At 68.1% G+C, this 23,360-nt stretch carries 20 protein-coding genes; 14 read left to right on the top strand and 6 right to left on the bottom strand.

Features of this window, described 5'->3' with window-relative positions:
* Window positions 1-15 precede the first annotated feature (15 nt).
* The 4 genes from ACFT9I_RS07360 to glmM all read left to right on the top strand — a co-directional run bounded on the left by ACFT9I_RS07360 (window position 16) and on the right by glmM (window position 4,511).
* A complete protein-coding gene (locus tag ACFT9I_RS07360; RefSeq protein WP_382561962.1) occupies window positions 16-1,647 on the top strand; it encodes an ABC-F family ATP-binding cassette domain-containing protein in 1,632 nt (543 codons plus the stop codon).
* A 279-nt stretch (window positions 1,648-1,926) separates the two neighbouring features.
* Window positions 1,927-2,370, top strand: a complete 444-nt coding sequence (gene rplM / locus ACFT9I_RS07355; protein ID WP_354609322.1) for a 50S ribosomal protein L13 — start codon at window positions 1,927-1,929, stop codon at window positions 2,368-2,370.
* Between the two features lie 42 nt (window positions 2,371-2,412).
* Window positions 2,413-2,940, top strand: a complete 528-nt coding sequence (gene rpsI, locus ACFT9I_RS07350) for a 30S ribosomal protein S9 (protein ID WP_354609323.1) — start codon at window positions 2,413-2,415, stop codon at window positions 2,938-2,940.
* Between the two features lie 212 nt (window positions 2,941-3,152).
* Window positions 3,153-4,511: a phosphoglucosamine mutase gene (gene glmM, locus ACFT9I_RS07345; protein ID WP_382561722.1), complete on the top strand. Its 1,359-nt coding sequence runs from the start codon at window positions 3,153-3,155 to the stop codon at window positions 4,509-4,511.
* Window positions 4,512-4,605: 94 nt separating this feature from the next.
* On the opposite strand, the gene ACFT9I_RS07340 is transcribed toward glmM, so the two are convergent.
* Window positions 4,606-5,553 (bottom strand): DUF389 domain-containing protein, encoded by a 948-nt coding sequence (locus ACFT9I_RS07340; protein WP_382561720.1) that lies wholly within the window; start codon window positions 5,551-5,553, stop codon window positions 4,606-4,608.
* A gap of 29 nt (window positions 5,554-5,582) precedes the next feature.
* Window positions 5,583-6,611, bottom strand: a complete 1,029-nt coding sequence (gene coaA / locus ACFT9I_RS07335; protein WP_382561718.1) for a type I pantothenate kinase — start codon at window positions 6,609-6,611, stop codon at window positions 5,583-5,585.
* A 192-nt stretch (window positions 6,612-6,803) separates the two neighbouring features.
* On the opposite strand from coaA, the gene ACFT9I_RS07330 reads away from it, so the two are divergent.
* The 7 genes from ACFT9I_RS07330 to ACFT9I_RS07300 all read left to right on the top strand — a co-directional run bounded on the left by ACFT9I_RS07330 (window position 6,804) and on the right by ACFT9I_RS07300 (window position 12,273).
* Complete coding sequence (locus tag ACFT9I_RS07330; protein WP_382561716.1) at window positions 6,804-7,640, top strand: hypothetical protein; 837 nt, start codon at window positions 6,804-6,806, stop codon at window positions 7,638-7,640.
* Window positions 7,641-8,085: 445 nt separating this feature from the next.
* Window positions 8,086-8,322, top strand: a complete 237-nt coding sequence (locus tag ACFT9I_RS07325) for a hypothetical protein (protein ID WP_382561714.1) — start codon at window positions 8,086-8,088, stop codon at window positions 8,320-8,322.
* Between the two features lie 55 nt (window positions 8,323-8,377).
* Window positions 8,378-9,265 (top strand): Hint domain-containing protein, encoded by an 888-nt coding sequence (locus tag ACFT9I_RS07320; RefSeq protein WP_382561712.1) that lies wholly within the window; start codon window positions 8,378-8,380, stop codon window positions 9,263-9,265.
* A gap of 52 nt (window positions 9,266-9,317) precedes the next feature.
* Complete coding sequence (locus tag ACFT9I_RS07315) at window positions 9,318-9,596, top strand: hypothetical protein (protein WP_382561710.1); 279 nt, start codon at window positions 9,318-9,320, stop codon at window positions 9,594-9,596.
* A gap of 247 nt (window positions 9,597-9,843) precedes the next feature.
* Entirely contained in the window at window positions 9,844-10,752 is a 909-nt protein-coding gene (locus tag ACFT9I_RS07310) for a hypothetical protein (RefSeq protein WP_382561708.1), read from the top strand.
* 178 nt (window positions 10,753-10,930) lie between these two features.
* Window positions 10,931-11,542 carry a hypothetical protein gene (locus tag ACFT9I_RS07305; protein WP_382561706.1) on the top strand — a complete coding sequence of 204 codons (612 nt, stop codon included), beginning with the start codon at window positions 10,931-10,933 and terminating at the stop codon, window positions 11,540-11,542.
* A 173-nt stretch (window positions 11,543-11,715) separates the two neighbouring features.
* Entirely contained in the window at window positions 11,716-12,273 is a 558-nt protein-coding gene (locus ACFT9I_RS07300) for a hypothetical protein (RefSeq protein ID WP_382561704.1), read from the top strand.
* 182 nt (window positions 12,274-12,455) lie between these two features.
* On the opposite strand, the gene ACFT9I_RS07295 is transcribed toward ACFT9I_RS07300, so the two are convergent.
* Window positions 12,456-14,369 carry a hypothetical protein gene (locus ACFT9I_RS07295; RefSeq protein ID WP_382561702.1) on the bottom strand — a complete coding sequence of 638 codons (1,914 nt, stop codon included), beginning with the start codon at window positions 14,367-14,369 and terminating at the stop codon, window positions 12,456-12,458.
* A 237-nt stretch (window positions 14,370-14,606) separates the two neighbouring features.
* On the opposite strand from ACFT9I_RS07295, the gene ACFT9I_RS07290 reads away from it, so the two are divergent.
* Entirely contained in the window at window positions 14,607-14,798 is a 192-nt protein-coding gene (locus ACFT9I_RS07290; RefSeq protein WP_382561700.1) for a hypothetical protein, read from the top strand.
* A gap of 306 nt (window positions 14,799-15,104) precedes the next feature.
* Here ACFT9I_RS07290 and ACFT9I_RS07285 read toward each other — a convergent pair whose 3' ends face one another.
* From ACFT9I_RS07285 to ACFT9I_RS07275, 3 genes are read right to left on the bottom strand one after another with little or no spacing between them, the layout of a single operon-like run.
* The gene (locus ACFT9I_RS07285; protein ID WP_382561698.1) at window positions 15,105-19,835 is read right to left on the bottom strand and encodes a putative T7SS-secreted protein; all 4,731 of its coding nucleotides are present in this window, start codon (window positions 19,833-19,835) and stop codon (window positions 15,105-15,107) included.
* Window positions 19,835-20,482, bottom strand: coding sequence for a hypothetical protein (locus ACFT9I_RS07280; protein WP_382561696.1), 648 nt, complete (start codon window positions 20,480-20,482; stop codon window positions 19,835-19,837). The genes ACFT9I_RS07285 and ACFT9I_RS07280 overlap by 1 nt, the downstream gene beginning before the upstream one ends.
* Complete coding sequence (locus ACFT9I_RS07275) at window positions 20,479-20,856, bottom strand: SseB family protein (RefSeq protein ID WP_382561960.1); 378 nt, start codon at window positions 20,854-20,856, stop codon at window positions 20,479-20,481. Before ACFT9I_RS07275 ends, ACFT9I_RS07280 begins: the two co-directional genes overlap by 4 nt.
* A 245-nt stretch (window positions 20,857-21,101) precedes the next feature.
* On the opposite strand from ACFT9I_RS07275, the gene glmS reads away from it, so the two are divergent.
* The gene (gene glmS, locus ACFT9I_RS07270) at window positions 21,102-22,967 is read left to right on the top strand and encodes a glutamine--fructose-6-phosphate transaminase (isomerizing) (RefSeq protein ID WP_382561694.1); all 1,866 of its coding nucleotides are present in this window, start codon (window positions 21,102-21,104) and stop codon (window positions 22,965-22,967) included.
* A gap of 16 nt (window positions 22,968-22,983) precedes the next feature.
* Window positions 22,984-23,352 carry a holo-ACP synthase gene (locus tag ACFT9I_RS07265; RefSeq protein WP_382561692.1) on the top strand — a complete coding sequence of 123 codons (369 nt, stop codon included), beginning with the start codon at window positions 22,984-22,986 and terminating at the stop codon, window positions 23,350-23,352.
* Window positions 23,353-23,360: the final 8 nt, after the last annotated feature.

Here is a 23,360-nt window from a genome sequence, read left to right as displayed (position 1 = left end):
GTCCTGGCCGTGACAATGCGAAGCATGGGACATCTAGAGGCCGCGCACCTGGAGTACTACCTACCGGACGGACGGGTGCTCCTCAACGATGCCTCGTTCCGGGTGGGTGAGGGCGCCGTCGTGGCGCTCGTGGGAGCCAACGGGGCGGGCAAGACGACGCTGCTGCGGATGATCGCCGGAGAGCTCCAGCCGCACGGCGGCACGGTGGCGGTCAGCGGCGGGCTCGGCGTCATGTCGCAGTTCGTGGGCTCGGTGCGCGACGACCGTACGGTCCGTGACCTGCTGGTCTCGGTCGCGCAGCCGCGGATCCGCGAGGCGGCCCGCGCGGTGGACGAGGCCGAGCACCTGATCATGACGGTCGACGACGAGGCCGCGCAGATGCGGTACGCGCAGGCGCTCAGCGACTGGGCGGAGGCGCGTGGGTACGAGGCCGAGACGGTCTGGGACATGTGCACGACGGCCGCGCTGGGTGTCCCGTACGAGAAGGCGCAGTTCCGCGCCCTGACCACGCTGTCCGGCGGCGAGCAGAAACGGCTGGTGCTGGAGGCGCTGCTGCGCGGGCCCGACGAGGTCCTGCTGCTCGACGAGCCGGACAACTATCTGGACGTGCCCGGGAAGCGGTGGCTGGAAGAGCGGCTCAAGGAGACTCGTAAGACTGTGCTGTTCGTCTCCCACGACCGGGAGTTGCTGGCCAGGGCGGCGGAGAAGATCGTCAGCGTGGAGCCGAGCCCGGCCGGCTCGGACGTGTGGGTGCACGGCGGCGGGTTCGGGACGTACCACCAGGCGCGCAAGGAGCGCTTCGCGCGCTTCGAGGAGCTGAAGCGGCGCTGGGACGAGGAGCACGCGCGGCTGAAGGCACTGGTGCTGCGGCTGCGGCAGCAGGCGGCGATCAGCCCCGACATGGCCTCGCGCTACCGCGCGATGCAGACGCGCTTCAAGAAGTTCGAGGACGCGGGCCCGCCGCCGGAGCCGCCGCGCGAGCAGGCGATCACCATGCGACTCAAGGGCGGCCGGACCGGCGTACGGGCGGTGACCTGCGAGAACCTGGAGCTGACCGGGCTGATGAAGCCGTTCTCGCTGGAGATCTACTACGGCGAGCGGGTCGCGGTCCTCGGGTCGAACGGCTCGGGCAAGTCGCACTTCCTGCGGCTGCTCGCGGGCGATCCGTCGGTGGCGCACACCGGGCGGTGGAAGCTGGGCGCGCGGGTGCTGCCGGGCCACTTCGCGCAGACGCACGCGCATCCGGAGCTGCTGGGCCGGGCGCTGGTCGACATCCTGTGGACCGAGCACGCGAAGGACCGGGGCGGCGCGATGAGCGTGCTGCGGCGCTACGAGCTGGAGCGGCAGGGGGACCAGCCGTTCGACAAGCTGTCGGGCGGGCAGCAGGCGCGCTTCCAGATCCTGCTGCTGGAGCTGCGCGGGACGACGGCGCTGCTGCTGGACGAGCCGACGGACAACCTGGACCTGGAGTCGGCGGAGGCCCTGCAGGACGGGCTGGAGGCGTACGACGGGACGGTGCTGGCCGTGACGCACGACCGGTGGTTCGCGAAGACCTTCGACCGGTATCTGGTCTTCGGGTCGGACGGGGTCGTGCGGGAGTCGGTGGAGCCGGTGTGGGACGAGCGCCGGGTGGTGCGGGCGCGGTGACGCGTGTGACGGGCGGGGTGCGGGGCGGAGCCCGCGAGGGGCCGGGCGGGGGGCGGGGCGGGGCCTCGTTTTGACCCGTACGGCGCACCCTGGGTATCCTTCTGGTTCGTTATGCGTATTGGCTTGTTCATTCTCACGTGAGAGGCCCTTACGCCGGTCCACCGGGCCGATGATCCAGCGGCAGGCACGGGTTGCGTCCCCGTATGTCTGCCAGGGCTGTCGTGATCGTCCGGGTGGCCTTGTCAGGACTCACTCACTGAAGAAGCGAAGGCTACGACCGTGCGTACGTACAGCCCCAAGCCCGGCGATGTCACGCGCCAGTGGCACATCATCGACGCGCAGGACATCGTCCTGGGCCGTCTGGCGACTACGGCAGCGAACCTCCTCCGGGGCAAGCACAAGCCGATCTACGCCCCTCACATGGACATGGGCGACTTCGTCGTCATCATCAACGCCGAGAAGGTCCACCTCTCCGGCAACAAGAAGACCCAGAAGATGGCGTACCGCCACTCCGGTTACCCGGGTGGTCTGCGTTCCGTCCGCTACGACGAGCTGCTGGCGAAGAACCCCGAGAAGGCCGTCGAGAAGGCCATCAAGGGCATGATTCCCAAGAACACCCTGGGCCGTCAGATGCTCTCGAAGCTGAAGATCTACGCGGGCGACCAGCACCCGCACGCTGCCCAGCAGCCGGTTCCGTTCGAGATCACCCAGGTCGCGCAGTAATTCCGGCCACCGCCTAAGACGAAAAGAAATCTGAGGAACATCGTGGCCGAGACCACTGCAGAGACCCCCGTGGACGCCCCCGAGGCGGAGGAGACCTTCGCGGAGGTGACGACTTTCGAGTCGGAGACCCCCGTCGAGGGCGAGTACACCTCCGAGTCGCTGGCCTCCCGCTTCGGCGACCCCCAGCCGGCCGCCGGCCTGGGCCGTCGTAAGAACGCCATCGCCCGCGTCCGGATCGTTCCGGGCTCCGGCAAGTGGAAGATCAACGGGCGTTCGCTCGAGGACTACTTCCCGAACAAGGTGCACCAGCAGGCTGTCAACGAGCCCTTCAAGGTGCTTGAGCTCGACAACCGCTACGACGTCATCGCCCGTATCTCGGGTGGCGGCGTCTCCGGCCAGGCCGGCGCGCTGCGCCTCGGTGTGGCCCGCTCGCTGAACGAGGCGGACGTGGACAACAACCGCGCCCCGCTGAAGAAGGCCGGCTTCCTGAGCCGCGACGACCGCGCCGTCGAGCGCAAGAAGGCCGGTCTCAAGAAGGCCCGCAAGGCGCCGCAGTACAGCAAGCGCTAAACGCTCGCTCGGCCTTACCGCGCCAGGGCCCTTACGGCCTCACGGCGTATGTATGGCATATGTTCGCCCCGGCGGCACTCTTGTGCTGCCGGGGCGTTCGTTTTCCGAGCTTCCTGATCCCCTGGACGATCCCTCGGGCAATCCCCGTGTTCTCCTTGGATCTTGGCGAAGCTCTTCGGGGCATTTTCTGAGCATTTTTCGGAGGGACAGCTGTGGGACGACTCTTCGGCACGGACGGCGTGCGCGGCGTTGCCAACGCGGATCTGACGGCGGAGCTGACGCTCGGCCTCTCGGTCGCGGCGGCGCATGTGCTCGCCGAGGCGGGCACGTTCGAGGGCCATCGGGCGACGGCGGTGGTCGGGCGCGATCCCCGCGCGTCGGGTGAGTTCCTGGAGGCCGCCGTGGTGGCGGGTCTCGCGAGCGCGGGCGTGGACGTCCTGCGCGTCGGTGTGCTGCCCACCCCCGCGGTGGCGTATCTCACCGGGGCGCTGGGCGCCGACCTCGGCGTGATGCTCTCCGCGAGCCACAACGCCATGCCGGACAACGGAGTCAAGTTCTTCGCGCGCGGCGGCCACAAGCTGGCCGACGAGCTGGAGGACCGTATCGAGGCCGTGTACGACGAGCACCGCACGGGTGCCCCGTGGGAGCGGCCGACCGGCGCGGGCGTGGGCCGGATCCGTAACTACGACGAGGGCTTCGACCAGTACGTCGCGCATCTCATCGGGGTGCTGCCGAACCGGCTCGACGGGCTCAAGGTCGTCCTGGACGAGGCGCACGGCGCGGCGGCCCGCGTGTCGCCGGAGGCGTTCACCCGCGCCGGCGCGGAGATCGTCACGATCGGCGCGGAGCCGGACGGCCTGAACATCAACGACGGCTGCGGCTCCACGCACCTGGAGCTGCTGAAGGCCGCCGTGGTCGAGCACGGCGCGGACCTCGGTATCGCGCACGACGGCGACGCCGACCGCTGCCTGGCCGTGGACGCGGCGGGCGAGGAGGTCGACGGCGACCAGATCCTGGCCGTGCTGGCCCTCGCGATGCGCGAGGCGGGCACGCTGCGCGGCGACGCGGTCGTGGGGACGGTGATGTCCAACCTCGGCTTCAAGATCGCGATGGAGCGTGAGGGCATCACCCTCGTGGAGACGGCGGTCGGCGACCGTTACGTACTGGAGTCGATGAAGGAGCACGGTTACGCGCTGGGCGGCGAGCAGTCCGGGCACGTCATCGTCCTCGACCACGCGACGACCGGCGACGGCACGCTGACCGGCCTGATGCTGGCGGCCCGCGTGGCGGCCACGGGCCGTTCGCTGGCCGACCTGGCGGGCGTGATGCGGCGACTGCCGCAGGTGCTGACGAATGTGCCGGACGTGGACAAGTCGCGCGTCACGACGTCGGCGGAGCTGGCGACGGCGGTGTCGGAGGCCGAGCGCCAGCTGGGCTCGACGGGCCGGGTGCTGCTGCGTCCGTCGGGTACGGAGCCGCTGGTACGGGTGATGGTGGAGGCGGCCGACATCGAACAGGCACGCGCGGTGGCGGGGCGGCTGGCGGACGTGGTGAAGTCGGCGCTGGGGTAGGGGAGTTGAGGTAGCGGAGCCGGGAGCGGTTTCCGGCGCCCTTTCTCCTTTCCCCGTTCGCCGCGAGGAGTACGACGAGGACGTCATCGAGACGTCATCGAGTACGTGGATGAGGACCGACGCGGCGCGTCCTCTTCCAGAGGGCCTTCTGGAGCAGCAGCGTGAGCGTCCCCGCCAGGACGATGCCGCCGAGGTTGATCAGGAGCTGTTCGCTGGAGCCCCGTACCTGGTTGAGGTCCCCGTAGCCGAGAGCGACCGCGGCGTTGGCGGCGGCGGGGACCGTGGTGACCGAGATGGCCACGCCGACCAGGAGACCGGACTTCGCCGACGTCAGGGAGAGCATGCCCGCCACGCCGGCCAGGATCGCGACCACGAACGAGAACAGGTCGGGGGCGTAAACGAAGGCGGTGTTCGGGCGGTCACCCTTCAGCATGGACTCGTGGAAGAGGCCGAACCCGTTCATCATCAGACTGAAGCCGGTCGTCAGCACCATCGCCGCCGCGAATCCCACGATCAGCGCGGCCAGAGCGCGCAGGGCGAGCCGCGCGGAGCGCCGTACCACCGCCGTACAGAGCCCGGCGAGCGGGCCGAACTCCGGCCCCACGGCCATCGCGCCGACGATCAGGATCGCGTTGTCCAGCACCACACCGCAGGCGGCGATCATCGTCGCGAGGGTGAGGAAGGCGAGATAGGTGACCGAGAGGGTGGACTCCTCGTGGGTCGCGTCGGCCAGTTGATCCCACAGCACGGCGTCGGCGCCCTCGCCGGGGGCGTCGTCCTCCGCCTTGTCGGCGCGCCGGGACAGGGACAGACCGATCTCGTCGGCGGCGATCGAACCGCTCCGGTCGAGGCCGAGTTCGCGCAGCTCGGCGATGAGCCCGTCGCCGGCCTCGCGCGCGACGTCGCACAGGACGAGATCGCCCGCCGGATCGCGGGCGGCGCCGGGGACGACGACCAGGTGGGTGGTGCCGACGGTCTGTTCCACCGTACGTACGACCTGGTCGGTCAGGTCGGCGGGGACGATCAGGCGCAGATGCAGCACAACAGCTCTCAGACGCTCGGTTGGAGTGGTCAGAGCTTACGGAGGGACAGGCGCTGCACCTTGTGGTCGGCGCCCTTGCGGACGACCAGGGTGGCACGGCTGCGGGTGGGTGCCACGTTCTCCAGCAGATTGAGGCGGTTGACGGTGCGCCAGGTGGTGCGCGCGTAGTCGAGGGCCTCCTCCTCGGAGACCTGGGTGTACTTCCTGAAGTACGAGGACGGGTTCTGGAACGCCGTCTCGCGCAGCTCGCGGAAGCGGTTCAGATACCAGCTCTCGATGTCCTCGGCGCGCGCGTCGACGTACACGCTGAAGTCGAAGAAGTCCGCGAGCCCGACGCGGGTACGGCCGTCCTGGCCGGGGAGCGCGGGCTGGAGGACGTTGAGGCCCTCGACGATGAGGATGTCGGGGCGCCGTACGGTCAGCTTCTCGCCCGGCACGATGTCGTACTTGAGATGTGAGTAGACGGGCGCGGTCACCTCGTCCTTGCCGGCCTTGATGTCGGCGACGAAGCGGGTCAGGGCCCGGCGGTCGTACGACTCCGGGAAGCCCTTCCTCGACATCAGCCCGCGCGCCTGCAGCTCCTTCATCGGCAGCAGGAACCCGTCGGTGGTCACGCGCTCCACGCGCGGGTGCTCGGGCCAGCGGGCGAGCAGCGCCTGGAGGAGCCGCGCGACGGTGGACTTCCCGACGGCCACGCTCCCGGCGACTCCTATGACGAAGGGGGTGCCGCGCTGGGCGCCGTGGCCGTTGCCCGCTTCCCCGAGGAAGGTGTTGAGCGCGCCGCGGAGTTGACCGGTGGCCTGCACGTACAGGTTGAGCAGCCGGGAGATCGGCAGATAGACGTCCCGCACCTCGTCCAGATCGATGACGTCCCCGAGCCCGCGCAGCCGCTCGACCTCCTCGGCGCTGAGCGGCAGGGGCGTCTTGTCGCGCAGCGCGCTCCACTCGGCGCGGCTGAGGTCGACGAAGGGGGTCGGCCCGTGCTCGGCGCGCCGCTGGACGCTCCGCGACGGCGACGGCGACGGCGACGATGACGAAGGCGAAGGCGGTGTGATCACGTCGCCATTGTCGGGGGTGGGGGTAAAGGGGTGGCTGTGGGGGGTGGTGGGGAGGGTCACGTGGTGTCGCGGGGCTGACAGCGAAGCGACATGAGTGATGAAGTTTCTGTGATGATCCCGTGACTGAACGTGTCTATCTATGTTGCGACTTGTGGTCTTGAGTGGCTTTCCTTGATCGCGTTGACTGCGTCGATGACGACTTGGGAGACGGCAAGACGCAGGTGGTGGCGGGTTACGACGGTGACGGCCGGAGCGCTGGCCGCCGTGCTGGTGGCGGGCTCGGGCGTGCTGCCCGGCGGACAGGGCGAGGCGGTCGCCGCCGTGCGCAACTCGCCGCCGGAGCGGATCGTCCATGAGCTGATGTCGACCGTTCCGGGCGGGGGGTGCGGCTGGGGTGAGGCGCGCACGTACGCCGCTGAACTGCCCCAACTCCGCGTCGAGGCACGCGATCCCGACAATGTGCCGCCGGTCGCCGACAAGGTGATGGTGCAGTTCCGGGTGGCCTGGCAGGACGGAGCCGGCGCGGAGCGCTCGTACACCTACGACACCGGCTACAAGTCCCCGACCCCCGGCACACCCTTCACCCACTACGTGACTCAGCCGCCTTCGGGCGAGCCGCAGATTCCGTCGGACGCGGTCATCCGCTGGGACGCCCGCGCGTACGACGGGGAGGCGTGGGGCCCGTGGAGTTCGGACGGTGCGTCCGGGCGGTGCGAGGTGGTGCTGGACAGCGTCGGGCCGGGGAAACCGGCGGTCGAATCGGCGAGGTACCCGGACGACGACGTGTGGCACCCGGGCGGTGAGGCGGGCACGTTCACGTTCACCGCCGCCGACGGGGACAGCGACGTGGCCCACTTTCGCTACACCTTCCTCGGGGAGACGACAAAGACGGTCGTGGCGGGCGCGGACGGCACCGCGTCGGTCAGCTGGACGCCGAACAGGGCGGGACGCTGGTACGTGGAGGTCCAGGCATTCGACGCCGCGTGGAACGTCAGCGCCCGGACCGATTACGAGTTCCTGGTGAGTTGACCGGGGGACGGACGGGGGACAGCCGAGGGTCGGCCGCTGATCGGCCGCTGACCGGCCGCTGGCCGGCCGATCCGAAGTCCGTGCCGGGGCCGCTTCAGGTCGGCCCCGGCGCGGTCGTGTTCGTGGCGGTCGTGCTCGCCGCGGTCGTCTTCGTCGCGTCGGGGCGAGTTGTGCGGGCGCCGGTCGGGTGCGGCGGGAGGGGCGTGGGGGATCCGGCTCCGGAAATGATCTAGTGCGCGGAGTGGCCTTCATGTTAGGGCCCACCCGTGGAAGAGCCCCAAGGTGGCCTGGCCCGCGAGCGGTTCGGCAGAGGTGACCCCGCAGGCGGGCAAGGCCCGGCGGGCGGGAAAGCTGCCGGTCTCGGTCGTCGGTACCCCGGCCACGAACCGGGCGGCCGGTGAGCTGCCCGGCAAGGTGAAGGTCACCATGGCGGGCCGGCGACACCTTGTACGACGGTGCAGGCCGCGTCACCGCGGTGATCGCCCGGAAGTTCAGGGACGAGACCAAGCGCACCACCTCCAGCTACACCGGTGACACCACCACGGTCGTCGACGCGCTGGGACATACGACGGAGGTGAAGCAGTACACCGACGCCGACCGCACGCAGTCGCAGTCCATCACCTACTCCCACGACGACCGGGGACTGTCGAAGCAGGTCACCGACCCCTCGGGTGCCAAGTAGACGTACACCACTGACGGGGGAGTGTCCGAAGGAACTGGACGCGAAATTCGGCTCGATGGCCGCAGGCTTCCTCCTCGAAGCGGCGGCTGCTGCCGCGTTGGGCGGCCCCAGGGCGGGCGGTCTCGGCAGCTGCACGAAGAACAGCTTCACGCCGGAGACCAAGGTCCTCCTCGCGGACGGCACGACCAAGTCCATCAAGGACGTCCGGGTCGGCGACAAGGTCCTCGCCACCGACCCGAAGACCGGCAAGACGTACGCGAAGACGGTCACGCCGGAGATCAAGGGCCAGGGTGCCAAGAAACTCGTCAAGGTGACGATCGACACGGACGGCAAGAAGGGCACCAAGACGGCGTCGGTCACGGCGACCGACGGACACCCGTTCTGGGTGCCGGAGTTGAACGAGTGGATCACGGCGACGGCACTCAAGCCGGGCCAGTGGCTGCGGACGAGCGCGGGCACGCACGTCCAGATCACGGCGGTGGCGCGCTGGACGCAGCAGGCGACGGTTTACAACCTGACTGTCGCTGACGTGCATACGTACTATGTGCTGGCACGGGCGACGCCGGTCCTGGTTCATAACTCCACCTGCCCGGCGTTCAGGACTGGAAAGCCAATCAGTGGTCCAATTCCTGATGCTGGACAGACGTCCCTGTATGCTTTGGTGAACCCCAAGAATGGCGAATTGCTCAAGTGGGGAATATCGAAGAATCCCGCCGGTCGCTACAAGAGCTCGGATTATGACGGCGGGACTCGGATGGTGATCCTCAGGAATTACGATTCTAGGCGGGATGCTCTTGATGTTGAGCGCTATATGACGGAGCGGCATCCTGGGCCGTTGAATTTTGAGCCGCACAGGGGGTCCGTGTCACCTTCGCGATCCTGGGAGCAGGATTTGCGGTATGTTACTGGCGGCGGGTTCTTCAGGGATCGCGACGGCGGATAGGTCCTCTTCTCGAGCGAGCGCTGGAGGTGGGATGTCATCAATCCCTTACACCGTGGAGACGGAGAGCGGTGAGTCGTATGAAGGCTTCTCGGAAGATCTGCTCTTCGAGCTGATCGAGGAGCTGAATTACCCGAACAATTCATTTCTTTCGATCGAGCCGCAGGGATCCGGAAATCAGTGGTACGTCGTTGTGACTCTGGATTCGGACAGGAGACTCGAAGTAGAGTATCGAAACCCGGATCGGCGAGAGCACCGAGTTGTCACCGGTGGCGATGCGTCAGGGATCGCAAGTGATGTAACGATCTGGGTTTCTTCGGTCGTCAACCAATGAGGCGCTGTCGCGCTCTACGCGATCGATTGACCTTCGTATAAGGAGCTCCACCGGGCGTCCCGGTGGAGCTCTTTGTGAGGTTTCACGGCAAGCCTGACTCACATCAGCGGACGGCTGCCCTGGTGGGTGGGTCGTCAGGGTCTCCGTCGGCGGGACCGAGGGCGTCAGTTCTTCGTCCTCGTCCCTGCCCCCACGCGCCCGGTGGAGCAGCGTGCGGTCGGCAGGGGGCGGTATAGCCTTCTTCGTCATGCGCATATCAGCTCGTCGATCGGCCCTCGGGGTCGTCGCTCTCGGAACCGTCCTGCTGGTTGCCGTCACCGGCTGTTCGTCCGACTCCGGCGAGGGGGACAGCGCGTCCCCGCTGCTCGGCGGGCTCGGGACCCTGGCCGACGACAACGGCGTGCAGCAGGTGACCTTTCTCGACGCCGCCGAGGTAAGGAAGTTGAGCAAGGGTGACGCGACGCGGTTCAGCTTCGTCGCGCAGCCCGGCGGGGCCCTGCTGAACTCGTTCCAGGCCGCGCCATGGGGGCAGGCACTGAAGGCGACGCAGATCGACACCGAGGTCGACACCCCCGAGGCGGGCCATTGGGAGGGTTCGTTCGACGCGAAGGCAATCACCGCATCGCTGAAGGCCGAGGGCTATACGAAGAGCGAGCGGGACGGCGATGAGGTCTGGACGGACTCCGGGAGATCGGGGTTGGCGTTCCGGGTTTCGGAGGACGAGATCTCCTACTCCTCCAAGGACTCCGACCCCTTGTCGGCGGTCACGCCGAAGAAGGGTTCGTCCCTGGCCGACAACAACGATTTCCGGCGGGCTGCCGAGTGTCTGGGAGACGTCTACCGCGCGGACTTCAACCCGCTCACGTCCCCCAACCCGGTGCGCCTGGCCTCTGTCGGCCAGCGGGCGACCTCCGCCGCGAAGAACACCGAGGTGCTGTGCTTCGTCGTCAAGGACGACAGGACGGCCGAGCGGCTGGCGGCCAAGCTGCGGTCGGTCGTCGGTGAGGAGTCGCCGAAGTTCGACGGTACGAAGGTGACCGTGGACAAGGGTGACCAGCCGTTGGTGCGCGCGGTCGTCCCGGACACCGCCTCACAGCGACCGGGTCGGCTGATCGCCACCGACGAGGAACTGTGGGTGACCGTCGCGGACCTCTGAGCCGGCTCTTCGCCTGCCGGACAGGCTCGTATACCGACGCCGGCCAAAGCCCACCACTCCACCGTCCTCGCGCGTGGCCGTCTGACGGCGACGATGACGGCAACAGGGGCGCACAGGGCAAGGGACTCGACACGGCCGGCCGGGGAGTGGGTGGGCGTTCGACTAGCGAGGGAAAGTCATGCATACGACCATCAGCCCGTTCACGCTCGCGTACTGGAAGGAGAGGCAGCCCGTCGGGCTCACGAAGCACGGTTGGCAGGGCACTTCTGCGGAGTTCGGCGACATCCGGGTCGTCTACCCGGCGGGCCTGGACAGGGAGCCGGGGATCGTCACGGCTGTGCAGGGTGCGCTGATCCCCACGGCCACGTTCGAGACGCGTGGCATCCACACGGAGGTCGTGTTCATGCCGACCCTCAACGGCGCGACGCTGCGGGTGGGCGACGAGGTCGTGCGGCTGAGCCGGAACCGGTGGGCGCAGACGCGCCGTGGGCGCTCCCTGCGTATGACGTATCTGGGCGACGCGTACGTGCTCACGGCGATCAACCGCTGGGCGTTCACGCTGTCCCGGCGGCCCGGCGCCGAAGATCCCGGCGTCGTCGTCACGGTGCGGCAGTCGGGGCGCGGAAGCGGCAGGAAGGCAACCGTGCGGGCGGCAGGCCGGGTTCTGCCCGCCGATGTCTGTCTCGCGGCTCTTTTCTGCGGAGTCAACCGGTCCGTGCTCACGAAGTGGGGCGCCGTACGGGCGGGCTTCTCGAGGATCATCAACTTCTGGCTCGCTCTCCTGGGATGAGCGACTATCAAGTGAGTGTGTATGCCTTCGTGCGCCGGGGGCGGGGCTGAGCAGGCGGCGTGACAGGTCGGCGTCGTGGTCGACCATGCGGGTCAGCAAGGGCAGCAGTACGGCGGGCCGCCCGCCCGCGGCGTACAGCGCACCGTCGACGATCACTATCTTGTAGTGGGTGGGTGGCAATCGAAATGCTGATTCAGTCCATCGAGCGACTCTGGCAGCAGGTTGCGGGCCTGAATCGTCCCGTTGTTGAATCTCGTGTGCCCGGCGTCTCGGCAAGTGAGGTTGAGGCGGTGATTCAAGGTCCCGTTCCAGAAGACATTGCCATATGGTTCGGCTGGTCAAATGGCGTGGAATATCGCTCGGGACAAGTTCAGGACGATGCTGCTCTGGTGCCGGGCTATGAGCCGCTCTCGCTGCGTGAAGCGATGGGCGTGCGGGAATCGTATGAGATCGGCGATCCTGTGCTCGGAGATTTCTTCATGCCGCTCCTTGCGACGGGCGGCGGGGATTTCTATGCGGCAGTTTACGATGCGTCATTGCGGTCGCCCAGGGTTGCTCATGCAATGATTGGCGGAGAATCAGGGTTCGTGTATGAGAGCATCGAAGCCATGGTGAATGGCTTCTGTGATTTCTACCGTACTGGAGTTTTCTTCGTGAGTGATCAGGGGACCCTGGAGGCGGACGACGATCGCTGGGTCGAGGAAGAATCGCAGTCTGGATCCACGGCGTAAGTTTTTCTGGGCCCGCCAAGATATGTCAGGCGGGCCCCGAGCCTGCGTCGTATTGTGCCGTCGCCTGAAATCAACGAGGAATCGCCCGCGCGGTACGACGCGGTCCAGGCACGATCACGCGACCGGCCGAGAGAGCACGCCCCCGTCTCCGACGTACAGCCCGCACCACCGCCGGCCCGGCCTCAGACCTTCGTGACGCGCCCCCGTCGCCGCCACGCGCCCGTCAACTGCCGCGCGATGTAGCACGTCGCGATCGTCGACAGCGACGCGCGGAACCAGCCGATGTCCGGGGACCACCAGGCGTACGCCGTCACCGGGGTGAACAGCACCAGCCCCGCGATGCGCAGCACCCACCAGCGCGGGCGTCGCGGCATTGGCGGGCGGCCGGACGGGTCGCCCGACAGGGTGTCCAGGATGCCTGCCAGGAAGCCGCGGCGGGCCAGTACCTGGGCGCCTGCGAGGGTGGTGAGGACTTCGTCGCGGGTGCCGAAACCGGCCGGGATCGGGGGCAGGCCGAGCGCCTTGACCAGGGCGGACTGGCGGCGGGCCGGGTCGGCCGAGCCGCGGAGGAGGTTGGTGACCGGGCGGGCGTCGGCGACGCCGTACATCGCTGTCAGCGTCGCGGCGGTGGCCGCCACGGCGGCGTGGTCGGGGACCGGTGCCGCCGGGTCCCAGTCGTGGTCGGCGACCTTCTTGCCCTGCCGGAGCAGCGTGAAGCCGTACCGGTCACCGGTCCGTCGCAGGACCAGCGCGGGCCACGGTTCGCCGGTGGTGAAGTTGTCGGCGGCGGCCGTGAGCCGGTCCTCGCCGAGGAGGGTGGCGCGGATGCCGGGCTCGGAGTCGGCGGCGAGTTCGACGTACGACGACCGGCCCGGCGCCGGGGCTATGCGCAGTGGGACACCGCACATCAGCGCGGCGTCGGCGACGGTGTGCGGCGGGGCGGCGACGAGCGCGAGGCAGTGCGGGGTGACGGGGGAGGGGCGGGGGGTGGCGACGGCCTCGGTCCCGGCCTCGTACGCGCCCGCCTTCACCGCCCCCGACGCTCCAGCCGGCTTCGACCGCGAAAAGAACGGCATCCGCGCCGCCACCCGCATCCGTACACCCGCCCGGAAGTCCAGGAACTCGCCCCGCGCGTCCCCGAGATACGCCCACGGATACTCCGTCGCGTGCACCCCCAGCGCCCGGAACTGCTCCAGCGCCTCCTCGTGCCGGTCCGCCAGCACCAGCATCAGCGCCAGATGGTTCCGGACCCCGGCCACCTCCGGGTCGCCCTGCGGGTACGCGTCCGACAGTTCCCGTGCCCGGTCCAGTGCCGCCTGGATCCGCGAGCGTTCGATCCGCCCGCCCTCCCGTGACGGGCCGCCGGCCACCACGTCGTACTCGACGGCCGCCAGCAGCGGCAGCGCGTGCAGTTTCGAGCCCGGCAGTGCCTCCTCCGCCGCGCGTTCGGCGAAGTCGAACATCTCGGTGTGCGAGCCGTACCACTTGTCGCACAGGTACTGGAGCGCCGAGAGATGGCAGCCGTAGTGGTGCGGCGCGCGGGCGGTGGCCTCCGCCCAGTACGCGTCGAACACCTCGCGCGGCGCCTGGCTCCCGCGCGCGTGCGTGAGCGCGACCTGCCAGGGCACGGGGTCGGTGGGGTTCAGCTCGGCCGCCGCTCCGAGCACCGGGACCGCGTCGTCGAGCAGCGCGAAGAACGCCTGGAACTGGTCGCGCGCCACGCTGCTCGCGCGGGCGCCCGTCCGTATCTCCCACGCCTGCTGGACGCTGTGCTCGGCCTTCACCAGTACGGCGTCCGGATCCTGCGGCGACTCGGCGAGCCACGCGTCCAGCCAGCCGGGGCTGTGCAACGCGCTCTCGGCCAGCCGCGGCACGTATCCGCCACGCCGCTCCCACTCCGCACCGACGCGGGTCGCCGCGAGCAGGTCCCTGGCCGGCGCGTGGTCCCCCGCGTACGCGGCGGTGAGCGCGGCGCGCAGCTCGGGCGCGGGCGGGTCGAGGACGACGGACGCGTCGGGCGGCAACTGCGCGCCGACGGCGGCCCCGTGGCGGAGCATCCGCGGCAGGGTGATCAAGGTGCGTAGCGTCGCGGTCATTGTCACGGTCATCCATTGAAGGCGGTCGGAGGTTGCCGCCACCAGAGGCTTTCGGTGACAAAGCCGTATCGCATGGCGTAGGGGGACCGAGGAGTCGTCCCACCGCGTTGGATTGCTGACAGGGCTGGGAGGATCCTGTTGAGTTCCAGAGAGACCTCTGGAACAGCAGCGTGAGCGTCCCCGCGAGGACGGCTCTGGGCCGCCGCCGTCGAATTTCGCCAGTTTCGATCGCGCACAGTGCCCGACACCGCGAACTCGCTCAGGAGATCACTTGAAATCCTTGTCCACGGATCGAGGTCACGTGCCGACGGTTTCCGGGAAGTAATTCTCTTGGATTACTGCTTCGATGAATTCTTCAGGAGGGAGATAATGGTGGTCGACGACGTAGTGGTAGACAAGATCTGGAGCTATGAGGACGCGGCCGTCTGAATCAATGACGCGGACCTCGGCGGAGCCGAGTGAGATCTTTTGATTGCCTATTTCGACCACACAGGGATACGGAATGCGAACATGATGAGGAAGGGTGCAGGAATGCCATCCTCGCGTTCTTGCGCGGGGGTGGTTTTGGATGATCCGAATGAGACTCGTCTTGAATTCTTCGGACGTCTCGCCGACTCGAAATTTCATCCCATTCTCCAACCAGCCAACATTGAGAGCTGGTGAAGATCTCGGGATTGCTTCCTGGAGGTAAGAGTAAGGAGTGAGATCCTCATAATGAGTCACAAAAGTTCACCATTATTTGATGACGGAGCGGCAGGCGGCCCAGTGTACCATCCCCATGTTTTCTTGGATTAGTTGGGAGAGGTAGTAGGGGTTGTCCACGGTAAGGTTTCTCGGTAGCCCTAGGATGTTCAATCCACCCGGAGGGTAAAGTGTGTAATCTGGGAGCTTCTCGCCGGGGCCATAAATCTCGAGCGGGATCGCATGTTTTGTTCCTGTTTCTATTTGATTTCCGAGCCAGTCGGAAATTGGATCACCGTGATACGAGTACATGGAAATACTAGTCCCCTCGGGGACGATGACAGGCGTACCGTCACCGGCTTGTATTCCGCCATGACCACTGTACACAAACTGACTGTCGGGGCGTCCAAGATTTCGGACGTCTTGAAGAGGCCCAGAAGCTTCAGCTACGAAGCTCGGGGCCGTGCCGGATCGTGTATTTGAGTCGCTTTTTCCGGGACATGGATTCAGGCCGAAACGGTCTACTTGGCTGTGTGGATTTTCGACATAGGTTGCGGGATTGGGCGCCGGGGTGAGGCCGAGAGGGTCGGGGGTGAGGTAGCGGGCGGTTTCGGGGTCGTAGTGGCGGAAGTAGTTGTAGTGGAGGCCGGTTTCGGGGTCGTGGTATTGGCCGGGGAATCGGAGCGGGGTGTGGGCGGTTGCGGTTCTGTTCCAGGTGGTGGTGCCCCAGAGGGTGGTGCGGCTGCGCCAGGCGATGCCGCCCTGTTCGTCTACGAGTTCTGTGGGGGTGCCGACGAGGTCGGTGATGATACTGAAGAATCGCTGGTCGATTATTTCTTGTGGGGCGTGCGCGGCGGTAATGCGCTCGGTCTGGGCGATGGGATGCAGGCCCTGGTGGTCCCAGGTGAGGGTGACCGGATCCGGCAGCTCTGCTGATGTGGTGGTCTGCTCGCAGAGAGTCGTGCCGTCCCACGTGAAATTCACCTGTTCCTCGACGGTGGTGCCGTCGGTGGCGAGGCGCTGTTTTGCTGTGCGGCGGCCGAGTGGGTCGTAGAGGTAGCGCCAGCAGGTGCCGTTGGGGGTGGTGACGGAGGTGAGGCGGTCTTCGGCGTCCCAGGTGTAGCGCCAGGTGTCGGGCTTGCGGGAAAGGCGAGTCTTTTGGCGGAGGGTGATGCGGCCGAGTTCGTCGTGTTCGTAGCGGACGTTGCCGGCTCGGGTGAGGCGGGTTCCGGTGTAGGTGCGTGGGCCGGTGGCCTCCGCACCGGGGTGCGTGGTGGGCCAGGAGGCGGTGGTCTGGTTACCTGCTTCGTCGTAGGTGTAGTGCTCCGTCCAGTTCGCGGCTTGGACGGCGGTGACGCGGCCTGCCGGGTCGAGGTCGAAGTGGCGGGTGCCGGCGTGGTGGTCGTCCACGTCGGTGAGGTGCCCGTCCGCCCGGTAGTTGTAGGCGCGGTGCTGGAGAAGTTCTGTGCTCGGGCTGTGCAGGGATCGGCTGGTGAGGCGGCCGGTCGTGTCCCACTGGCTGGTGAGGGTGACGGTGTCGCCGATGTGCCGGGTCAGTTCGTTGCCCGCGGCGTCGTGTTCGAAGGTGAGTGTGCGGCCTGAGGTGGTGAGTGCCGCTCGGCGTCCTGCTGCGTCGTAGGCCCAGGTGCTCACTGCGCCGGATGGTGTCGTCCGGCGGATGCGGCGGCCCAGTGAGTCGTGGTCGTAGGTGAGCGTGCGCCCGTTGACCGTCTCGGACCTGAGGCGTCCGAAGCGGTCGTGGAGGTAGGTGACCGTCGCGTCTGGGCTTTCCGCTCGGGCCAGTTGGCCGGCGAAGTCGTAGGTATACGTGGTGAGCGTTCCGTCGGCGTCCTTGGCGACGACGCGATCCAGTTCGTCCCGCTCGTAGCGGACTGTCCGGCCCAGCGAGTCGGTGCGCGCGGTGAGGCGCCCCGCCCGATCGTGGTCGTAGACGAGGGCCCGGCCGTCGAAGTCGGTTTCCGATATGAGGTTGCCGACGGCGTCGTATGTGTAGTTCCAGGTCAGGCCCTGTGGGTTGGTGACCTGGGTGAGGCGTAGTTCGTGGTCGTGGGTGAATTCGTGGCGCACGCCGTCGGGGCCGGTGCGGGCTGTCATGAGGTCGAAGTGGGTGTACTCGAAGCGGGACACCGCGCCCATGGCGTCGGTGTGGCTGACGCGGTTGCCCTCGCCGTCGTACAGCCACGATTGCTCACTGCCGTCCGGCTCGATACGGCGGGCCAGCTTGCCCTCTGCCGTCCATTCCAAGCGCGTTGTGGCACCGAGCGGATCGGTGAGGGCAACCGCCCGGCCGAAGGCGTCCCTTTCGCAGCGCACGACCGCTTCCAGCGGACCGGTGATCTCGGTGGGCAGGCCTGCCGCATCGCACCGGATGCGTGTGGTGTCGCCCGCTGCGTCGGTGACCGAGGTCGCGCGGCCTGCTTCGTCGTATGTATACCGTGTGGTGGAGCCGGACGGATCGGTGACCGAGGTGCGGTTGCCCCGCTCGTCGAACTCCTGGCGCACCGACGTCCGGTCCGGGCGCGTCACCCTTACGGGCAGGCCGAGTTCGTTGTACGCGGCAGTGGCTTCGCGCCCGTCCGGCCGAATGACGGAAGTGAGATGGCCCGCGTCGTCGTAGTGGAGGCGCGTGGTGCGCCCGAGCGGGTCGGTTCGGGAGAGCAGCCTGTTGTAGCGGTCGCGTTCGAAGTGGGTTACGGCACCCAGCGGGTTCGTTTCCGTGACCACTTGATGGACGTCGTTGATCACGTACCGATGGACTGCGCCGGTGACGGTGGTTGCGGTGGTCACACGCAGGCCGGTCTCCGGGTCGGTGCCGTCGTAGTCCAGCCGTAGAGCCACATGGCCTTCGGTGCCGCCTTCGGCGACACAGCGGTCCTGGTTGTCGTAGACGTACTCGTAGCGGCTGCCGTTGGTGTCGGTCCAGGACGTGACCCGGGCACATTCGTCGTACTCGAAAGTCAGGGGCAGGCCGGAGGAGTTGATGACCTCGGTGAGGTGTCCGTCCGTGTAGCCGTAGCGGAGGATCTCCTGGTCGGTGCCGTCCGGGGCCGCGCCGACCAGACGCAGTGCGGTGATCCTGCCCTCGTGTGTGCTGAGCTTGAGGTGGTATCCGGCTCCGTGGACGATATCCGTCGGAGCGCCCCCGTCGGCGTACTCGAAGCTGATCCAGTTGCCGTTACGGTCGTCGATCTGTGCCAGGAGTGCGAGATTCGCGCTGTGGCCGGTGAAGCGCCAGACCCTGCCGGTATCCGGATCGGTGATCGTGTAGTTCCCGGCAGCGTCCAGGTTGAGGGGCCGGCGCGGGCCGTGGCTGGGCAGAACCGGAACGCCGGGCGCGGGGTGTGGGTAGGACAGCAACAAGCCGTCCTCGCAGACGAAGACGATCCCTTCGGAGTCGATCTCCAGCCGCTGGTCGGCCGTGGAGGACCATGAGGGTCCGAACCACCGCCCCGCGCGGTAATCAGAGGCGACCCGACGGCGGAAGGCCAGCTGAAGCGTTCCGGGCAGGATGATGTCCGTCTGCGGCAGATACATCGTTCCGGTAGCGATGTCGACTGGATCGGACGGCCCGTTCTCCACCGCCTCGTTGGGCCGAGACGGCTTCGCCGGATCGTCGACGCCCTTGCGGGCGGCGCTCTCCGCCCCGTCCTTCACCCCGTGGCGCACCAGCCCCTTGACGACGCCCGCGCCCTTGGTGCCGATGAGTTCGGGGACGAGTCGGCCCATGAATTCGGAGGGGTCGCCCTTGGCGGAGTCCCAGGCGTTCTTCAGCGCCCGGTCGGGGTTGGCGACGGTGGAGGCGAGGCCGGCGAGCGTCATGTTGACGCCCTTGTAGTACTCAGCCGGGTGGGTCAGGTTGTACGCGTCCAGTGGGTTGACCGAGCGGACGAAGTTGGCCAGACCTGCGGTGCCCTTGACGATCCCGCCACCGAAGTGGGCCAGCTCCACACCCTGGCCGAAGCCGTAGTCGAGGATCTCCTGCCTCGCCCGGTCGAGACCGGTGGGCTCCTTCGGCGCATGCGCCATCGCCGTACCGACCGCGCCCTCCGCCGACACGGCGGCCTCGTTGCGCGCCCGCCGGGCGTCGTTGAGGATCTCCCGCGCACGCCGCCGCATGGCCACGCCGGGGTCGGAGAACTCCCCCGGATGGGGAAGGGGTGCGTCGCTGTTACGGGCGGCGTTGTAGGCGTCCGCCTTCTTGTTGAACGTGGCCGCGGCCGTACTGGAAGCCTCGTTGCCCTCCTTGAACAGGGCGATCGCCTCACCCGCCCTGCCCTGCGCGCTGACGACCGCCGTCGCGTACGTCTCCAGCGCCTTGGCCGCGGCCTCGAACGCGTCCGCCGCGCGCAGCCAGTCGGTGGGCAGCGGCGCGAACTTCGCCCGGAAGGCATCGGCGCCCTCACCCTTCCAGTGACCGGCGTCGAGTTTCTTCATCCCGCCGCCGACGAGATCGAACGCCTTCTGGAAGTCACGGAGGTTCTTCACCGCCGCGGTGATCTTCTCCGGCCGCCCGTGGACCAGTTCGTTCGCTTCCTCGCTCTGGCCGAGCTGCTGCTCACCGACCTCCGCGCCGAGCGAGGACGCGGTCTCGTCGCCCCAGTCCTCGACCGTGTCCGCCCACTCGTCGGCACCGACCTTCTCCAGACCGGAGCCGACCACGTCGGTGCCTTTGTCGATGCCCTTACCGACAACTTCCTTGCCCTCGTCGAACAGCTTCCCGGCACCGTCCCAGAGGTCTCCGCCGACTTTCCCCCAGTCCGTCATCAGCGACTGTCACCCCATCGCGGCTGCTCGGCCTGATCGATCGTCGCCTGCGAGGGATCGAGCCGTTCCTTCAGCTCCTCGTCCACCGCCGACCGCACCTCCGGGTCCATCTGCCCGTTGCGTTCCATGGAGTCCAGTACGGCGTCCTCCACGTCGTACGTCGTGTCCTTCCAGGTCTGCTTGACCTCCCCGTGGGCCTCGGCCATCGACTCCGCGCTCCAGTCAGGATTGTCAAAGGCCGACTGGTTGCTGATCGTGTCCCAGCTCTTGGCCTTGACCTCGTCCTCGGACAGGTGCGGATTCCCGTTGACCGAGTTCACACCGATTTTGATCGAGTCCTTGACGTAACGCTCCTGCTCCGCATGGGCGCCCGCCGACAGCCCCACGCCCTGCGCGAAGCCGTTCCCCTTCTGCGTCAGGGACCGCACACCCCACTCCCAGCGGTCACAGAACGTCCCGAACTTCGACGCCAGCCCGCCATGCCCCAACTCCAGCCCCGACAACGCCAGATCCGAGAACCCACGCCCCGCCGACGCGTCACCGATCATCCCGAGATCCTTCAGCTCGGCATGCGCCAGATCGATCCCCTTCGCGATCGCCGCCAACGCCTCCGGCGGCACCTGAAGATCAGGACTCTCCCCGCTCACCGCGTCCCCCCGAGATCCGCCGCGACCGCATCCGGCACGATCCCCGCCACCGGCGGGAACAGCACCCCGCCCTCACCACCCGCATCCAGCGCCACCCCCGCCGGCCCCGGCAGCAACGGCACCATCACATCCAGCAACCGCGCACCCAACACGGTCCGGTACACCCACTCCCGCCCCGCCTCACCACGCACCCGAGCGAACCGGCCCAACGCCCCCTCGTCCGAGAACGCACAGATCCACCGAACCCCGCCCTGATCCGCCGACCACAAATCCCCCTCGGCATCCAACGGCACCAACACCGCCGCACGCCGAAACTCCCCCAACAACATCCTGAACTGACGCCTCGTGAACGCAAATTCATCCACCGACACCATGTCGGGCGCCGGGTCGACGTCCTGAGGTGCGGTCGATCGCTCCGCCTCGGGCCAGTCAACCAACTCGGTCAGTCTCGACGGGCGGCCAGGCCCCACTATGTCGTCCCCGTTGTCACGCATAGTTGACAGGCTGTCACGGGAGAGTTTCCGCGTGCAAGCTCCTCGCCTCGGCCGGCCCGCGCGGCCGGAAAGTCCCCCGCGAGCGCTCCCCGGACCTCGGCACCGGCCGCCGTAGGCTGCCGGACATGTGCGGAATCGTGGGATACGTCGGCGGGCAGCCGGCGCTCGATGTGGTCATCGCCGGTCTCAAGCGGCTCGAATACCGGGGCTACGACTCGGCCGGTGTCGCGGTACTCGCCGACGGCGGACTCGCCTCGGCCAAGAAGGCGGGCAAGCTCGTCAATCTGGAGAAGGCGCTGGTGGAGGCGCCGTTGCCGAGCGGCAGCACCGGCATCGGGCACACCAGATGGGCCACGCACGGCGGCCCGACCGACGCCAACGCCCATCCCCACGCCGACAACGCGGGCCGCGTCGCCGTCGTACACAACGGGATCATCGAGAACTTCGCCGCGCTGCGCACCGAGCTGACCGACCGCGGCCACGACCTGTCCTCCGAGACCGACACCGAGGTCGTGGCACATCTGCTCGCCGAGGCGTTCTCGTCCTGCGGCGAGCTAGCCGCGTCGATGCGGTGGGTGTGCGGGCGGCTGGAGGGCGCGTTCACGCTGGTCGCCGTGCACGCGGACGAGCCGGGCGTCGTCGTGGGCGCGCGCCGCAACTCGCCGCTCGTGGTGGGTGTCGGCGACGGCGAGGCGTTCCTCGCCTCCGACGTCGCCGCCTTCATCGCCCATACGCGCTCCGCGATCGAGCTGGGCCAGGACCAGGTGGTGGAGCTGCGCCGCGACGGCGTGACGGTGACCGTGTCGGTGACCGACTTCGAAGGCGAGGACGCGTCCAACGACGTAAGCGAGTACCACATCGACTGGGACGCGTCGGCCGCTGAGAAGGGCGGCTACGACTACTTCATGCTCAAGGAGATCGCCGAGCAGCCGAAGGCCGTCGCCGACACCCTCCTTGGGCGCATCAACGCCGAGGGCTCGCTGACGCTGGACGACCTGCGGATCCCCTCGCGCGTGCTGCGGGCGGCCGACAAGGTCGTCATCGTGGCGTGCGGTACGGCCTTCCACGCGGGGCTGATCGCGAAGTACGCCATCGAGCACTGGACCCGCATCCCGTGCGAGGTGGAGCTGGCGAGCGAGTTCCGCTACCGGGACCCGATCCTGAACACCCGTACCCTCGTCATCGCGATCTCCCAGTCCGGCGAGACGATGGACACGCTGATGGCGCTGCGGCACGCGCGCGACCAGGGCGCCACGGTCCTCGCGATCTGCAACACCAACGGCTCGACCATCCCCAGGGAGTCGGACGCCGTCCTCTACACGCACGCGGGCCCCGAGGTCGCGGTCGCGTCGACGAAGGCGTTCCTGACGCAGCTCGTGGCCTGCTATCTCGTCGCGCTGTATCTGGGGCAGTTGCGCGGCACGAAGTACGGCGACGAGATCCGCGGCGTCATCCGCGAACTGTCGCGCATCTCGCACGAGGTCGAGCGGGTGCTGGAGACGATGGAGCCGGTACGGGCGCTGGCGCGCTCGCTCGCCGACAAGCGGACGGTGCTGTTCCTGGGGCGGCACGTCGGCTACCCCGTGGCGCTGGAGGGCGCGCTGAAGCTGAAGGAACTGGCGTACATGCACGCCGAGGGGTTCGCGGCCGGCGAGCTGAAGCACGGGCCCATCGCGCTGATCGAGGAGGATCTGCCGGTGGTGGTCGTCGTACCCTCGCCGCGCGGGCGTTCGGTGCTGCACGACAAGATCGTGTCGAACATCCAGGAGATCCGGGCGCGGGGAGCGCGGACGATCGTGATCGCGGAGGAGGGGGACGAGGCGGTGGTGCCGTACGCCGACCATCTCATCCGCATCCCGGTGACGCCGACGCTCCTTCAGCCGCTGGTCTCGACGGTGCCGTTGCAGGTCTTCGCGTGCGAACTGGCGACGGCGCGCGGCAACGAGGTGGACCAGCCGAGGAACCTGGCGAAGTCCGTGACAGTGGAGTGAGAGGCAGGACTGCACAGTGATCATCGGGGTGGGGATCGACGTCGCGGAGATCGAACGCTTCGCGGCGTCGCTGGAGCGGACACCGGCCATGGCCGAACGGCTCTTCGTGGAGAGCGAGTTGCTGCTCCCCAGCGGCGAGCGGCGCGGTGTCGCGTCGCTCGCCGCCCGCTTCGCGGCCAAGGAGGCGCTCGCGAAGGCGCTGGGCGCGCCGGGCGGGCTGCACTGGACGGACGCCGAGGTGTACGTCGAGGAGAGCGGGCAGCCGCGGCTGCGGGTACGGGGCACGGTGGCGGCGCGCGCGGCGGAACTGGGCGTACGGGCCTGGCATGTGTCGCTCAGCCATGACGCGGGGATCGCGTCGGCGGTGGTGATCGCGGAGGGGTGACGTCTCTC

It is taken from the genome of Streptomyces sp. NPDC057137 (assembly GCF_042670825.1).
In the GTDB taxonomy this organism is placed as follows: Bacteria; Actinomycetota; Actinomycetes; order Streptomycetales; family Streptomycetaceae; genus Streptomyces.
Note: the sequence above shows the minus strand (reverse complement) of the source record. Positions and strands in the feature narration are given on the sequence as shown.

Bases quoted from the DNA above. Each gene is read 5' to 3' on its own strand.
- ACFT9I_RS07360 (WP_382561962.1), top strand. From the start codon at position 16: ATGCGAAGCATGGGACATCTAGAGGCCGCGCACCTGGAGTACTACCTA.
- ACFT9I_RS07330 (WP_382561716.1), top strand. From the start codon at position 6,804: ATGACGACTTGGGAGACGGCAAGACGCAGGTGGTGGCGGGTTACGACG.
- ACFT9I_RS07320 (WP_382561712.1), top strand. From the start codon at position 8,378: ATGGCCGCAGGCTTCCTCCTCGAAGCGGCGGCTGCTGCCGCGTTGGGC.
- ACFT9I_RS07310 (WP_382561708.1), top strand. From the start codon at position 9,844: ATGCGCATATCAGCTCGTCGATCGGCCCTCGGGGTCGTCGCTCTCGGA.
- ACFT9I_RS07305 (WP_382561706.1), top strand. From the start codon at position 10,931: ATGCATACGACCATCAGCCCGTTCACGCTCGCGTACTGGAAGGAGAGG.
- ACFT9I_RS07295 (WP_382561702.1), bottom strand. From the start codon at position 14,369: ATGACCGCGACGCTACGCACCTTGATCACCCTGCCGCGGATGCTCCGC.
- ACFT9I_RS07285 (WP_382561698.1), bottom strand. From the start codon at position 19,835: ATGACGGACTGGGGGAAAGTCGGCGGAGACCTCTGGGACGGTGCCGGG.
- ACFT9I_RS07275 (WP_382561960.1), bottom strand. From the start codon at position 20,856: ATGGTGTCGGTGGATGAATTTGCGTTCACGAGGCGTCAGTTCAGGATG.
- glmS (WP_382561694.1), top strand. From the start codon at position 21,102: ATGTGCGGAATCGTGGGATACGTCGGCGGGCAGCCGGCGCTCGATGTG.